Source organism: Ruegeria sp. CK3 (assembly GCF_056536565.1).
This window is the reverse complement of record NZ_JBQFPV010000005.1, coordinates 56678-71628: the sequence shown is the minus strand read 5'-3', so window position 1 is coordinate 71628 and position 14951 is coordinate 56678. Positions and strand designations below refer to the sequence as shown.

The 14951-nt window shown below is 59.6% G+C and carries 15 protein-coding genes; 1 reads left to right on the top strand and 14 read right to left on the bottom strand.

The window, feature by feature from the left end:
- Positions 1-238: 238 nt before the first annotated feature.
- From ACR0C3_RS08020 to ACR0C3_RS07970, 11 genes are all read right to left on the bottom strand, one after another.
- Positions 239-655, bottom strand: coding sequence for a hypothetical protein (locus tag ACR0C3_RS08020; protein ID WP_480757994.1), 417 nt, complete (start codon positions 653-655; stop codon positions 239-241).
- Positions 642-1976, bottom strand: a complete 1335-nt coding sequence (ftsA, locus tag ACR0C3_RS08015; RefSeq protein ID WP_170375007.1) for a cell division protein FtsA — start codon at positions 1974-1976, stop codon at positions 642-644. The genes ACR0C3_RS08020 and ftsA overlap by 14 nt, the downstream gene beginning before the upstream one ends.
- Before the next feature lie 8 nt (positions 1977-1984).
- On the bottom strand, positions 1985-2992 hold the full coding sequence (locus tag ACR0C3_RS08010) for a cell division protein FtsQ/DivIB (protein WP_480757993.1): 1008 nt from the start codon (positions 2990-2992) through the stop codon (positions 1985-1987).
- Positions 2980-3897, bottom strand: a complete 918-nt coding sequence (locus ACR0C3_RS08005) for a D-alanine--D-alanine ligase (RefSeq protein WP_480757992.1) — start codon at positions 3895-3897, stop codon at positions 2980-2982. Before ACR0C3_RS08005 ends, ACR0C3_RS08010 begins: the two co-directional genes overlap by 13 nt.
- A 108-nt stretch (positions 3898-4005) precedes the next feature.
- A complete protein-coding gene (murB, locus tag ACR0C3_RS08000; RefSeq protein WP_480757991.1) occupies positions 4006-4932 on the bottom strand; it encodes a UDP-N-acetylmuramate dehydrogenase in 927 nt (308 codons plus the stop codon).
- A gap of 56 nt (positions 4933-4988) precedes the next feature.
- Positions 4989-5231, bottom strand: a complete 243-nt coding sequence (locus tag ACR0C3_RS07995; protein ID WP_480757990.1) for a DUF2484 family protein — start codon at positions 5229-5231, stop codon at positions 4989-4991.
- On the bottom strand, positions 5228-5476 hold the full coding sequence (locus tag ACR0C3_RS07990; protein WP_480757989.1) for a DUF2484 family protein: 249 nt from the start codon (positions 5474-5476) through the stop codon (positions 5228-5230). The genes ACR0C3_RS07995 and ACR0C3_RS07990 overlap by 4 nt, the downstream gene beginning before the upstream one ends.
- Positions 5477-5548: 72 nt before the next feature.
- Positions 5549-6958, bottom strand: a complete 1410-nt coding sequence (murC, locus tag ACR0C3_RS07985) for a UDP-N-acetylmuramate--L-alanine ligase (RefSeq protein ID WP_480757988.1) — start codon at positions 6956-6958, stop codon at positions 5549-5551.
- Positions 6955-8052, bottom strand: a complete 1098-nt coding sequence (locus ACR0C3_RS07980) for a UDP-N-acetylglucosamine--N-acetylmuramyl-(pentapeptide) pyrophosphoryl-undecaprenol N-acetylglucosamine transferase (RefSeq protein ID WP_480757987.1) — start codon at positions 8050-8052, stop codon at positions 6955-6957. Before ACR0C3_RS07980 ends, murC begins: the two co-directional genes overlap by 4 nt.
- The gene (gene ftsW, locus ACR0C3_RS07975; RefSeq protein ID WP_480757986.1) at positions 8052-9215 is read right to left on the bottom strand and encodes a putative lipid II flippase FtsW; all 1164 of its coding nucleotides are present in this window, start codon (positions 9213-9215) and stop codon (positions 8052-8054) included. The genes ACR0C3_RS07980 and ftsW overlap by 1 nt, the downstream gene beginning before the upstream one ends.
- A 128-nt stretch (positions 9216-9343) precedes the next feature.
- Positions 9344-10417, bottom strand: a complete 1074-nt coding sequence (locus tag ACR0C3_RS07970; protein WP_480757985.1) for a Hint domain-containing protein — start codon at positions 10415-10417, stop codon at positions 9344-9346.
- Positions 10418-10609: 192 nt separating this feature from the next.
- Between ACR0C3_RS07970 and ACR0C3_RS07965 the strand changes: the two genes are divergently transcribed.
- On the top strand, positions 10610-11788 hold the full coding sequence (locus ACR0C3_RS07965; protein ID WP_480757984.1) for a BaiN/RdsA family NAD(P)/FAD-dependent oxidoreductase: 1179 nt from the start codon (positions 10610-10612) through the stop codon (positions 11786-11788).
- A 23-nt stretch (positions 11789-11811) separates the two neighbouring features.
- Here ACR0C3_RS07965 and ACR0C3_RS07960 read toward each other — a convergent pair whose 3' ends face one another.
- From ACR0C3_RS07960 to mraY, 3 genes are all read right to left on the bottom strand, one after another.
- Complete coding sequence (locus ACR0C3_RS07960; protein ID WP_170374988.1) at positions 11812-12192, bottom strand: glycine zipper family protein; 381 nt, start codon at positions 12190-12192, stop codon at positions 11812-11814.
- Positions 12193-12291: 99 nt separating this feature from the next.
- Positions 12292-13692: a UDP-N-acetylmuramoyl-L-alanine--D-glutamate ligase gene (gene murD, locus ACR0C3_RS07955; RefSeq protein WP_480757983.1), complete on the bottom strand. Its 1401-nt coding sequence runs from the start codon at positions 13690-13692 to the stop codon at positions 12292-12294.
- Between the two features lie 148 nt (positions 13693-13840).
- Positions 13841-14923: a phospho-N-acetylmuramoyl-pentapeptide-transferase gene (gene mraY, locus ACR0C3_RS07950; RefSeq protein ID WP_480757982.1), complete on the bottom strand. Its 1083-nt coding sequence runs from the start codon at positions 14921-14923 to the stop codon at positions 13841-13843.
- Positions 14924-14951 lie beyond the last annotated feature (28 nt).

Sequence of the window (14951 nt, the reverse complement as noted above, 5' to 3'; positions counted from 1 at the left end):
ACAAAATATGGACGAAATAAGGCAGCAACCGGCGGCATTTCGCAGGCTTTGCCAAATATAGCGGAAACAACGCGGATCACTACAAGACACAGAGCATCCGAGCAGTGAACGACCTACGCGTCACGCCCCGGATTCAAATCAAAACTAGTGCGGAAAACTGCTCAATGTCCTGCCGCAAGACCTCTCACGGGTCCTGTGGATATCTTGAGGGATAAATCAGGCCTTCGCAAGGTGTTTTTCAACTGATTGGGGCACTTGGACAATTCAGGCTGTGATTGGTCATACTGCGCACCTCCTGGATTTCACCATTGCCTAGCTCTGCCAGCCGGACCATCAAACGGCCCTGATATTCGAATGGCCACCAGCAGACGGGAATGCCGTCTGTATCATCGTCATAGAGAAAACAGATCTGCCCATTCGGTGTTGTGATCTGACCGTAGACGCATCCCCCACCTTCGACCCGCCAGACCGAGGTTTTGCGGTTCAGGAACTGCTCAGTTCCCACCAGATCACCGCTGCGGATTTCGTAGAATTGCACCGTTTTGCCCAGCACTGCGTCCAGAAACGTCTCAGGTGAGATGACGGACTGCGCCGAAGCGAGGCCGGGCGCAAGCGCCACGCACATGGCGAGGCGCGGAGTTCTACCAATTGTCACGGAACCACCGAACGGCGCGCTTGAACGGGCGTGCGGCATAGGTGTCGACGGGGATCTCGAAATCCCACCACTCATCCTGCGGATGCGCTGCAAACAGGCTGAGACCAACGGCCGAGGAAAAGCCCGGACCCGTAGCAGATTGCGGCAGGCCGTGAACGCGCAGCGGGCGGCCCAGACGGACGCGCTGGCCAAGGATACGGGTCGCGAGGCCGTCCAGCCCCATGATCTGACTGCCCCCACCGGTCAGCACGATCTGCTGGCTGGGCATATGTTCAAACCCGGCTGCATCCAGGCGGACGCGCACTTCTTCAAGAATCTCTTCGACCCGAGGGCGCATGATCCCGATCAGCTCAGCCCGACTGACGGTGCGGCGATCATGCTCCCAATCGCCGGTATCGCCGCCAATATCGATCAGGTCGCGATCGTCGGCTCCGGTCGCGTGGACACCGCCATTGAAGGTCTTGATCCGCTCGGCCACGGCAGTTGGCACGCCAAGACCCATCGAGATGTCCTGTGTGACGTGATCACCGCCCATGCGCACGCAATCGGCATAGATCATGTGCTTCTTCATGAAGATCGACACGCTGGTGGTACCGCCACCCATGTCGATACAGGCCGCACCCAGCTCCTGCTCATCCTCAACCAATGCCGAGATACCCGACACATAGGCCGAGTTCGCAATCCCTGCGAGTTCCAGATCGCAACGCTTGATGCAACGGACGATGTTCTGGATCGCAATAGCGTCGACAGTCAGCATATGCATGTCAACGGCCAGCGACTGCCCCATCTGCCCCCGTGGGTCGATCAGGCCCGAGCGGTTGTCCAAGGCGAAATTCACCGGCTGCGCATGCAGAACCTCGCGCCCTGCTCCGTAGTCGGGTACGTCGCAGGCGTTCAGAACACGGCCAACCTCAGCCTCGGTCACAAGTTGGCCTTCTAGATCGACCTGCGCATCCAAACCGTAGGAACGCGGATTCGCGCCCGAGAAACAAGCAATGACGTGATCGACGCGGATATCCGCCATCTTCTGCGCGGCTTGTAGGGCGGTGCGGATCGCACGCTCGGTTTCCTGCATGGCAGTCACTTCGCCAAACTGAACCCCGCGTGAGCGGGTGGTCGCCGCGCCAATGACACGGAACCCTGTCTGCCCGGCCATCGAGCCGATGGTGTTATCCTCACTCAGCCGTCCGGTGCCATCAAACCGCAGCACAAGGCACGAGATTTTCGAGCTACCCACATCCAGAATGGCGATAACGCCCCGCTGCATCGCTTGTCTGCGCATTTGCCGCATGGCGCGTTGGGACTGATAAAGATCGGTCATCATGGTCGTTACTGCCCGTTACCCACTGTCACTTTTGTATTCCACCAGTCTTCGCTGGCGGCTTTGGTCATTCTGATAGTTGGCCGCTGTCCCAGGCGCATATCCACCACGGCCACGTCACGCTCCAACAGGTCCTGTACTTCGTTTACGGCCAGTACCCGTTCGAGCGCGCGCACTGGGCGGTCCGTCGGCAGCATGATGCGCTGGCCGCGATCCAACACCAGATCCCAGCGCCGCTCGCCAATACGCACCAGGCCCCGAACACGGGTGCCAAGGCTGCGAGAAGTGCGGAAAATCTCAAGCGCTTCGGCGACATGCTCATCCGCGCCTTTGCCCGCGATCAAAGGCAGATCGCTGTGCTCCTTGCGTGAGGCGATCAGGTCCACATGAACGCCGGTCTCATCCAAAAGCTCGATAGACTCTCGGGTGCGCCAGACGATGACAGGCTGACGCTCGACAACGTCCACCTGCAGGATACCACCGGGCCGAATGCGCACAGTGGCTGATTTCACCGGATCAAGCCCGGTAATCGTGTCGCGCATCTGTTCGACATCCAGATCCCAAGAACTGATTGGGAAATCCAAAGGCACCACTTCGCGAATGTCATCCGACAGGCCGGGACCGGCACCATCAATGGCCATCAGATTGACCATGAACTCAGGACGCTCCTGAATCGACGTCCGGATGTCTGCGATATAGGTATTGAGCGCCTCGCGCCGCTCCTCTGACGCGAAGTAAAGACCAACGGCAGCCGCAACAGCGCAGACAGGCAGCCCCAGCTTGACACCCATGCGGATGCCCGGTGTCAGCATCCAACGCTGGAACCGGTAGCTGAGGCGCGAGGGCGCCGGGTCAGACCGACGCGCGGTGCGGTTGAACAGCTTCACCCCGCCCAAACGCAGAACAGGCTGCGTTTCATGGGATTCGGTATCAGCGGATTCGAAATCGGCATCCGGCCCGGCCAGAGGTTTGGCCCGATGGATCACTGGCGCGCGGGAGGCTCTTAGCGGTCGCATGAGGCGTCCTCCACCATCCAAGCACAGAGCTGGCCGAAACTCATCCCGCAGTGTTCTGCCTGTTCCGGCACAAGAGAGGTTGGCGTCATACCGGGCTGCGTGTTGGTTTCCAGCAGGAACAACCCATCCGCGCCCATAGTGTCGTCCCACCGGTAGTCGGTCCGGGTCACGCCGCGACAGCCCAAAACGTTATGCGCTTTCAAAGCGTAGTCCATGCAGCGGTCAAAGATATCCTGCGGGATGTCCGCGGGCAGCACATGCCACGAGCCGCCGGGCTTGTATTTGGCATCGTAGTCGTACCACCCGCCATCCGTCATGATCTCGGTCACGGTCAGGGCGCGATCACCCATCACGGTCACCGTCAACTCGCGACCCGCGACGTATTTTTCGACCATGATGTGATCGGGCATATCCTCCGATAATTGCGGAGGACCATTCGACCCTTCGTTTACGATGTAGATGCCGACGCTCGACCCTTCGTTGTTGGGCTTGGCGACGTAAGGCGGCTCCATCACGTGAACCTCAACCACCTCGACCTTGGGCACGATCACGCTGGGAACAATGGGCAGTCCTTCGGCCTGATAGACCTCTTTGCTGCGCTGCTTGTCCATTGCAAGCGCCGAGGCCAAAACACCCGAATGGGTGTAGGGAATACGCATCCACTCCAACAGACCCTGTACGCAGCCATCCTCGCCCCAGCGGCCATGCAGAGCGTTGAAAACCACGTCCGGCTTGATATCCAAAAGGCGCGCGTAGAGGTCGGGACCTGCGTCCAGTTCAACTACTTCAAAGCCTTCTCCCACAAGGGCGGCTGCGCATTCGCGCCCAGAGCTGAGAGACACCTCGCGTTCCGCCGAGGGGCCACCCATCAATACCGCCACTTTGGGGCTTGTCCTGCTCGACATACCCAACGTGCGCCTCAATGTCCCCGGACCTTATGTGGTGGTCCGTACTGCGTTTATGCCTTTGATCCGTCGCCGTTAATTGCCTGTTATGGTCTGACGGTTGGGGCTTTATTCATTCAGCGGATCACCGACCCGCATGATTTCCCACTCTAGCGTGATGCCGCTTGTTTCGTAAACCTTTTTTCGCACCTCTTCACCCAGACCTTCGAGGTCTGCAGCAGTGGCATCACCGGTGTTGATCAGGAAATTCGAGTGCTTGGGGCTCATCTGCGCGCCGCCTTTCGTAGCCCCACGCATGCCCGCATCGTCGATGACCTTCCAAGCCTTGAGGTCATGCACATCATCCGCCTTCCCCGTCGAGGAGAACCCGGCCGGATTGCGGAAGGTCGAACCGGCGCTGCGGTCTTTGGTGGGTTGGGTCTCGTCGCGCTTTTGCAACTGCGCCGCCATTCGGGCATGAAGCGCGTCGGGGTCACCTTTGGGACCTTCGAAGGTTGCCGAGATCAGCACCGCGCCATCAGGCAGATCGGATTGACGGTAGCGAAAATTCAAGTCCTCTGGGTCAAGCTCAATCACTTCACCCTGCCGTGTGACGATAGTGGCCTTTTTCAGAACATCCGCCGTGTAGCTGCCATAACACCCTGCGTTCATGCGAACGGCGCCACCGATTGACCCCGGAATCGTGCGCAAAAAGGTCAGATCCACACCGGCATCCGCCGCTTTACGCGCCACATGCGCATCCAAAGCCGCCGCGCCTGCGGTGACCTTAGTACCCTCGACTTCGATCCCGTTGAAGCCCCGCCCCAGCCGGATCACTACGGCGCGCAATCCGCCATCGCGTACTATGAGGTTCGAGCCGACGCCCATCGGGAAGATTACGACGTCATCGGGAAGCTCGCGCAAAAAGCCCTGCAGATCTTCAATATCCGCAGGTTGGAACAAATAGTCAGCTGGACCGCCGACACGCAGCCATGTCAGGTCGCTGAGGCTTCGGTTTTCGGACAGTTTGCCACGAGTTACAGGAAGAACAGTCATAGCTGCTAACTCGCGGATTCAGAGGGAGTTGGCAACCTGTATCCGCAGTGAAACGGTCAAATCCGCTGACGCAGCCACCGCCCCAGATAAATCACCGGCCAGCGCAGGATCGACATACCCATCACCAGCACGATCAGCCCGACCCATGGGCCATTCTCATAAGTGACATATCCAAGCAGAGGGATCCCGACCGCGATCAGGATATAGGCGCGGGTCCAGTGGTTGTCCTTGCTGGGGATCATCGCAAGCAAGTTCGCAACAAGGCCCCACAGGGCCGCGAGGGCAAGAGAGAGGGTCACTCCATCACCTCCCCTCGCACCCACTTGCGCCAGTAATAGCGGATCGGGTTGCGGAACATTGAGGCGAAACCTCCGAAGGCCAGAACCGACCAGACCCATCCATGGTCATAACCCAGCCAGATGATCATCACCGGCGCGCAGATCAACAGGACGATACCCGGAGGGAACTGTAGTCGCATCGGCAGCAAGGCCACGATGGTGGCGCTGATCAGCCAAAGGGCGGCAAAGATGGTCGAATAGTCCATTGTCCCCTCCTGGGACGTGGTCTTGGTAATAGGTCGCACATCTTCAGGTTGTGCAGCAATTACGATCAGCCGTCAAACAGCCTGTTTTCGTTGCAACCGCTCCGGCAAGCCGTTCGCCCATGCACTGATTGTCCCGGCGCCTAGACACACGACCATGTCACCGGGGCGGGCTTGTTCGCGGACCAGACGCTCCAGATCGTTTTCGTCCAACAAGGCCCGCGCATGGCGGTGGCCGTGACGGATGAGGCCCTGCACCAGATCATCGCGCGAGGCGCCCTCGATCGGGTCTTCTCCGGCGGCGAAGATATCGGCGATGGCGACCACGTCAGCGTCGTTGAAGCAGGTGCAGAAGTCATCGAACAGGTTGGACAGGCGCGAATAGCGGTGCGGTTGGTGAACGGCGATCACGCGGCCCTCGGTCGCTTGGCGAGCGGCTTTCAGGACGGCGGCGATTTCGACCGGGTGGTGGCCGTAATCGTCGATGATGGTGACACCGTCGATCTCTCCGACCTTGGTGAAACGGCGATTGACGCCGCCGAAATTGGCCAGCGCCTCGCGGATTTCGGATGCCTTCATCCCCAGATGACGTGCCACCGCAACAGCCGACAACGCGTTCGAGACATTGTGGTCACCCGGCATCGGCAGAGTACAGCCTTCGATCACCTTGTCTTCGTATTGCAGGTGGATGTCGAAATGCGCGACGCCGGCTTTGTAGGTCAGGTTTTCGGCCCGCACATCGGCCTGCGCGTTGAAGCCATAAGTGCGCACGCGGCGGTCGGTGATGCGCCCAACCAGAGCCTGCACCTCGGCGTGATCCGTACAGCACACCGCCAGACCGTAGAAGGGCAGGTTCGAGACGAACTCATAGAACCCATCGCGCAACCTGTCGAAATCGCCCCAATGCTCCATATGCTCGGGGTCGATGTTGGTGACAATGGCGATGGTTGCGGGCAGACGGTTGAAGGAACCGTCGGATTCGTCGGCCTCAACCACCATCCATTCGCCCTGCCCCATCCGCGCGTTCGAGCCATAGGCGTGGATGATGCCGCCATTGATGACCGTTGGGTCGAATTCACCCGCGACCATCAGCTCGGCCATCATCGTGGTCGTGGTGGTTTTGCCATGCGTCCCGGCAATCGCAATGTTCGAGCGCAGGCGCATCAGTTCGGCCAGCATGTCAGCGCGACGGACAACCGGCAGGCCCTGCGCGCGCGCTTCGTCCAGTTCCGGGTTGCCCGGCTTGATCGCGGTCGAGGTGACGACCACGGCGGCGTTCTGCAGGTTCTCGGCCTTCTGCCCCACAAAGATCTCGGCCCCCAGAGACGCCAGCCGGTCCGTGATTTTCGAGGCCTTCAGATCCGAGCCCTGCACCCGGTAGCCAAGGTTCAGCAACACCTCGGCGATGCCCGACATCCCGATCCCTCCGATCCCAACGAAATGGATCGGTCCTACGTCCTGCGGCAGTTTGGTTGCGGGGTTCATGTGGTCTCCTTCTGCGCCAGTTGCTCGACAAGTGCGACCAGACGCTCGGTGGCGTCGGGGGCTCCTGTCGAGAGGGCGGCATGGGCCATTTTCTGTGCGGCTTCGGGGTTGGTCAAAACCGTGGTCATTTGCTCGGTCAGTGAGGGAACGTCAAGCGCCTTTTCGGGGATCATGATTGCCCCGCCTGCCTGCACCAGCCCTCGAGCATTGGCGGTTTGGTGGTCCCCTGCGGCGGCGGCGAAAGGGATCAGGATCGACGGGCGACCGATGACCGAGATGTCGGCAACGCTCGACGCGCCGGAGCGGCTGACGACAAGCTGCGCATCCGACATGCGGCGCGGAACGTCGTCAAAGAACGGCTGCACATCGGCGCGAATGCCGTGATCGGCGTAGAAGGCCGTGACCCTCTCACCATCCTCGTCGCGGGCTTGATGCGAGACCCGGATGAACCCGCGCAGGAATTCGGGCAAAGCGGCAATTGCCTCGGGCACTACATCGCTGAGGATACGCGCACCCTGACTGCCCCCCATCACCAGAACCGACATCGGATACTCACCGGGTGGGATATAGGGCGCACCGGCCCGCTCCAGCACCGAGGCCCGGACCGGGTTACCGGTGTGAATGCCGCTGGACCCTTCGGGCAGATCGGTCGGCCAAACACCGCAGGCCACTTGGGCCACGCGTGTGGCGAAGAGCTGGTTCACACGCCCCAAAACGCCGTTTTGCTCATGGATCATACGCGGCAGCTTCAGCAGCGTTGCCGCGCCCAGCGCCGGGATCGACGGATAGCCGCCAAAGCCCACAACCACGTCCGGGCGGTCGCGCAACATCTGCATCGACATGCTGGTCACACCGCCCATAATCTTTGGCCCCACCAGTGCCTTTGCGGCCAGACCGCCGCGTGCGAAAGTGGCCGATGACGCCTCGACAATCTCGGTCGTGTGCGGGAAACCCCCGGTATAGCGAGCGCCCCGGGGATCGGTCGACAGACGCACGCGCCAGCCTTTTTGCAACATCGCTTCGGCCAGAGCCTGCGCCGGGAACATGTGGCCCCCGGTGCCGCCAGCCGCAATCAACAGGTAAGGTTTGCCCATCAGCCTCGTCCGCGCAGAATATCACCAAGCTCACCCTGTGGGCGCGAGCGTGTGAAGGCCAGCAACATGCCAACCGCAATACCACCCGCGATCAGCGATGAGCCGCCATAACTGACAAAGGGCAGCGTCATGCCCTTTGCGGGCAACAGGCGCACGGCCACACCCATATTGATCATCGCCTGCACGCCAAACATACACGCCAAGCCAGTGCCAGCCAAACGGATGAACATATCCCGCTCACGCATCAGGCGCATCAGCGAGCGCACAACGATGATCGAATAGAGCGCGATGATGATCAGCACCAGGATCAGCCCGTATTCCTCGGCCGCCACAGCAATGATGAAATCCGTATGCGCGTCTGGCAGAGACCATTTGACCTGCCCCTCCCCCACGCCAACACCGAACAAACCACCCTCACGGATGGCATTCGTTGCGTAGCCAAGCTGAGTGGTCGGGTCGACCTCTTGGTTCAAAAACCCGTCGATGCGGCGGGCAAAGTGGTCCGAGTTGGAATAGGCAAACATCCCGCCCAGAAAGACCACTCCGGCCATGCCAACCAGCAAAAGCATCGGCGCTCCGGCCACGAAATACATTACGCCCCAGCCAAAAAGGATCAGGCAGGCTTGCCCGAAGTCAGGCTGCATCACCAACATGCCGACAATCGCCATACACAGCGCAAAGGACCACAATCGCCCCGGAGGGCCATTGATCTCTTGCGAGGCCGCCAGCAGCCACGCTGCGACGACCACAAATCCGGGCTTTAGAAACTCGGACGGTTGCAATGAGGCGAAGCCCAGTGAGTACCAGCGCACAGCACCTTTTCCGAAATCCGTCCCGAAGACCGGCAGGAACGCCAGCGCCACGAAGGCCCCCAGAAAGCCCAGCACAGCCAGACGGCGCACCAGTGTCGGCGACATCATCGAGGTCAGCAACATCGCGATCAGCGCCAATCCGCCGAACAGCGCCTGACGTTCGACATAGTGGAACGGATCAAACCCGTTGCGCCCGGCCAGAGGCGGCGATGAGGCCAGCCCCAGCAACAATCCGATGACAAACAGAATCAGAACGCAGGACATTGTCCAGCGATCAATCGTCCGCCACCACTTTGGTAGAATCGGTTCCCCGCGCTGGTCCTGGACCGCGCCATACACCATCTCAGTCATGAGATACCGCCACTTACTGCCTCACTCGCGTCCCGTTTTCGGGATCTGTTTGAGAGTCTACAGTGAAATTGGCGTTTGGGCTAGGGAAATGAGCCGTGCAAACAAAAAACGGAGACCAAGTAGCGAGTTCAAACGCCGCTGTTAGCCTGAGACTTTCTCTGAACCATTGCCTTGCCGTTTTTCACGTGACGCTGAACGAGATTGCGCATTTGCCTCCCCCTCCTCGGGATCAGTCGCGCGGGTTCAGGCTCGTGGGTGTCTAAAAAAAATTGCGGTAAAATTTGCCGCAATTCTTCGACCCCATCCTTCCCGACCGCCCTAAGCGCTTCGGGACCGGTGAACAGACTTTCCGTCGGCGCGCCTTCAGCAAAGATAACCTCATGGCGGTCCAGAAGAAGATGGACATAAGTAAGAGTCTCGCCGCTTGTCTGCACTGAAACACCGGGCAGATCGAGAAGTTTGCAAGCCGGAACGAAGACTTCATCTTTGGCGAACATGCGCTCAGCAATGGCTGACCTGACCAGCATGCGGTGTTGTGGCGAAACGCAAAGATCACGTGCAGGCACCCCCTGCCCCAAAGCGTCCTGAGCGATATGGATCGGCCTTAGCTTGGGTTTCAGCGTCAGATCGATTTTGTCGACGCTCCGCTTGCCAATCCAACGGATCGGTTGAGCGCCGTTATCCTGAGTAGTAACGAAATCACCTGGGTTCAGATCGTCAATCAATCGCGGGCCATCAGGTGTTTCGATCAAGGTGCCGGACGTGAAACAAGGCACGACAGTGTCTATGTCGATGTTCGGGCCGTTGTCGATGATCGCAGTGATCGTCAAAGAGGTGTTCAGCGGCGGGACGGTGCCGCCGATAAATGCCATAAAGAACCCGTCTTCACTGTCGACCCCGATTGAGTTTCCGTCGTCATTGATGTCATAGTCAAACAGGCCGATCTGATATGTGTTAGTGCCATCCGTCACCGAAACGGTGAAATCCCAGAAAATCGTATTGCCATTAAAGGTTTGCGTCAGATCGTTCGCAGTTTCGTTCGACTGATCGTCGCCATCAAAGATCGTATCGTCCGCCCCATCTGCGATGGTGATCTGGCTGTAGGCCGAGATTGTGAAAGTGGAGTTTACAACGGCGCTAGATGCGCCCGCATCGCTCAGGGTGGTATCGCTGCGAAAAGCACCAAAAATCATTGAGGGCATAAAACCAAAACTCCGCCTACAATGGCAAACGCACAAATATTCGCCGAAACTCTGGAAAATTGGTATGGCTTCGCGTCTAGGGGGTCAAGTTCAGCCGCCTTGTTTTCCTATCACTGTGGTTCCGCTACATCTTTGCCAGCTGCTGATTGTGCCGCTATTGCCTTTGCCGAAAAACCAAGCCATGCGCAGCGCATGACCTTCGACACGATCATCCTCGGGGCCGGTGCTGCCGGTATGATGTGCGCGGCGCATTGCGGCGGGCGGGTTCTGGTCATCGATCACGCCAAAGCACCGGGCGAGAAGATCCGCATCTCGGGCGGCGGGCGCTGCAACTTTACCAACATGTATGCGGGGCCTGCCAATTTCCTGTCGCAAAACCCGCATTTCTGCAAATCCGCGTTGGCGCGCTATACGCAATGGGATTTCATCGATCTGGTCGGGCGTCACGGCATCGCATGGCATGAGAAAACGCTGGGGCAGTTGTTCTGTGACGACTCATCGAAGCAGATCGTTCAGATGCTGCTGGATGAGATGACCCGGGCCGGGGCCGACCTGTGGCTACAGACCGAGGTCAAAGCGCTCCGCAAGACCGAAGCCGAGTTCGCGCTGGAGGTCGACCGCGAAGGTGCACGGCGCAGCCTGACCTGCCGCAATCTTGTGCTGGCAACCGGCGGCAAGTCGATCCCCAAAATGGGTGCGACGGGTCTCGCCTATGACATCGCACATCAATTCAATCTGCGCGTCACGGATACCCGCGCTGCGCTGGTCCCGTTCACCTTCTCGGACGGGAGGTTCAAGGAGCTGTCTGGCGTCTCACTGCCAGCACGTCTCTCCAACGACCGCACCAGTTTTGACGAAGCACTTCTGTTCACCCATCGCGGCCTTAGCGGGCCGTCGGTGCTGCAACTGTCCTCATATTGGCATGAGGGAGAAGCGATCCGCGTCAATCTGATCCCAGACCTGCCCTTGTTCGATCTTCTGCGCAATCAGCGACAAGCCGGAGGGCGCAAGGCTCTGACCACCGAACTCGCCCGGCACTTGCCATCGCGGTTGGTGGATCACTTCGCCCAGCATATCCCGATGAAGGGCAACCTTGCCGATCAGTCGGACGCGGCGCTGAACGATCTGATCTCGGCATTGTCAGAATGGCAGCTGACCCCCTCAGGGACCGAAGGTTACCGCACCGCTGAGGTCACTCTGGGTGGGATCGACACAGATGACCTGTCGTCAAAAACGATGGAGGCCAGGGATGTCCCCGGCCTCTATGCGATTGGTGAAGCGGTGGATGTCACCGGATGGCTTGGCGGCTACAACTTCCAGTGGGCGTGGTCCTCGGGCCACGCCGCTGGAAAGGCCATTTCCGCGCGTTAGCCGACGCGATCGATTGCGCGGCCCTAGCCGACGACGTTATAGCCGCGTCCGCGCATGCAGTTGCGCACGATGACTTCCTTGTTCTGGTTCTTTGCGATTACGTCAGCCCCGGCCCCGATCAGAGCACCCGCCGCCGCAGCGCGACCCAGGTTGTCACTGCTGTCCTGAATGATCGCCGTAGTCGCCGCAGCGCCCGCCGCACCGATCGCCGCGTTACCCGCCGTCGATCCATCGACCGCCGCCTGAGACGCCGCCAGTTGCTGACATTGCAGCAGGTCCGACTGATAGTTGGGGCCAACCGGGCCATCAATAACGGGCACGTAGTTTGCGCCTGTATTCGTGCAAGCCCCAGCCAGCAGCAGAGCCGGGACGATCAGAAGGGATTTCGGGTTAGGCATATTCATGACCTCTTTTTGAATTTCCGAGCAGAAAAGCAAATTCTTAAACGGCTTCAAGCCGATACCCGCAAACTGTCGCCCAATCGGCAAGGAATTGCAAACGGGCTAGGCTTTAATGTGCTTTTGAACCTGCGCCGCGAAGTCATCCCCGCGCTGCTCAAAATTGTCATATTGGTCAAAACTGGCGGCTGCAGGGGCCAGCAAGACGGTCTCCCCTGCCTCGCTGTCGACTATGGCCTGCTCAACGGCAGCAGCCATTGTGGTGCAGACCTGCGCCTCGACCTCTAGCTGCATGGCGAAACACGCCGCCTCGCGCCCAATCACATAGGCCTTGATCACCTGATCCGAGGCACCGTTCAGGGCGTCGATGCCGCCTTCTTTCTCCAACCCACCGCAAATCCAGCGAATCTTCTTGAACGCACTCAGAGCTTTCACCGCACTGTCCACATTCGTCGCCTTGGAGTCGTTCACGAAAGTCACCCCATCCGCTTCCGCGATGATCTGACTGCGATGCGGCAGGCCCGGATAGCTGCGCAAGGCATCCTCGATCACGCGCGGCGCAAGACCCAGAGACCGGCAAGCGGCATAGGCAGCACAGGCGTTCTGGTGATTATGCGCGCCCGGCAGCCCCTTTATACCGCGCAGATCAATAGATCCGGCCTGCCGCCCTTTGCGATACTCCGAAAGGAAGCCTTTGCGGGCAAAGACCTGCCACCCCGGACCGGTCAGCTTGCGCTCAACCGAGATCCGGATCACCCGATCATCCGCCGGGCCTTCGGCCAATTGCCCCGCCAGGAATGCGCCTTCGGCTTCATCAATGCCAATCACAGCACGGTCTGGCCCGCCCTCGGCAAAGAGGCGTCTTTTGGCTGCGAAATAACCGCCCATTCCACCGTGTCGATCCAGATGATCCGGCGACAGGTTGGTGAACACCGCTACATCAGGTGTCAACGCACGAGCTAGCTCGGTCTGATAGCTCGATAGCTCCAGCACGACGACCGATCCATCGAAGCCGGGGTCTATATCCAACACGCCACGCCCGATATTGCCCGCCAACTGCGCCTCACGGCCAGTTTCTGTCAGGATGTGATGGATCAGGGCCGCCGTGGTCGATTTACCGTTTGATCCGGTCACTGCAATCACGCGTGGAGGCGTGTCGTAGTTGTTCCACTCCGGCCCCGCAAAGGATCGAAAAAACAGGCCGATGTCATTGTCGACCGGTACGCCCGCCTCCAACGCAGCGGCGACAACCGGGTTCGGTTGAGGATAAAGATGCGGAATACCGGGCGAGACGATCAGCGTGGCGATCTCATCAAACGCCCCGTGGTGCCGCAGATCGAGGCATTGAAACCCTTCCCCTTCAGCAGTCTCGCGCGCGGCCGGATTGTCGTCCCAACAGATCGCCTCCGCCCCACCGGCACGCAGAGCGCGCGCCGTCGCCAAACCCGACCGACCAAGGCCCAAAACGGCGACCTTTTGCCCTGAGAAACCTTTGACCGGGATCATGCCGCCCCCCTTCTTTCAACTTGAATGCGCGCCACACTGCACCGAAGAAAATCCAGATGGCAAGGGCGCTTTCAGGCTCGCGTGCCAGCGCGAGCCGGGTCCAACAGGTGGCAAGAAGGCCGCAGGCCCTCTGAACCTGGCGGGAGGGCTATCGGACTTTCAGTGTCGCCAGACCGATCATCGCGAGGATCAGCGAAATGATCCAGAACCGGATCACGATGGTGGGTTCAGCCCAGCCCTTTTTCTCATAGTGGTGATGAATCGGTGCCATCAGGAACACGCGCTTGCCAGTGCGTTTGAAGTAAAGAACCTGAATGATCACACTCAGCGCCTCGACCACAAACAGGCCGCCGACCACGGCCAGCACCAACTCGTGCTTGGTCGCCACGGCAATCGCGCCCAGCGCGCCACCCAAGGCGAGCGACCCAGTGTCACCCATGAACACAGCCGCAGGCGGGGCGTTATACCACAGGAACCCAAGGCCACCGCCGAACAGGGCCGAGGTGAAGATCAGAATCTCGCCCGTTCCGGGTACGTAGTGCACATCCAGATACTCAGTAAAGTCGACGCGACCCACCGCGTAAGCGATAATCCCCAGCGTCGTGGCCGCAATCATCGCGGGCATGATTGCCAAACCGTCAAGGCCATCGGTCAGGTTTACAGCATTGGCAGAACCCACAATCACGATAACGGCAAACGGGATGTAGAGGATCCCTAGATTGACCAGCGTATCCTTGAAAATCGGCACGGCCAGTTGGTTCTGCAAAGCCTCCGGATGATGCAAAGACGCCCAGAAGGCGGCCAACACGGCGATGATGATTCCCAGTACCAGGCGCATTTTGCCGGACACGCCTTTGGTGTTCTGCTTGGAGACCTTGGCAAAGTCATCGGCGAACCCGATCGCCGCGTAAGCCAGCGTCACGAACAGCACCATCCAGACGTAAGGATTGTCCCAGCGCGCCCAAAGCAGCGTCGACGTCACCAGCGCGCCTACGATCAGCAAGCCACCCATGGTAGGCGTTCCGGCTTTGGAGAAATGCCCCTCGGGACCGTCATCACGGATCGGTTGGCCTTTGCCCTGCCTGCGGCGCAGTACGTTTATCAGAGGTTTGCCAAACAGAAACCCAAAGATCAGCGCCGTCAAAAAGGCCCCACCCGCGCGGAACGTAATATAGCGGAAGAGGTTCCAGAAATCCCCTCCGTCCGACAGGGCGGTCAACCAATACAGCATTACAGTACCTTTCTCACACGAGGCGCAC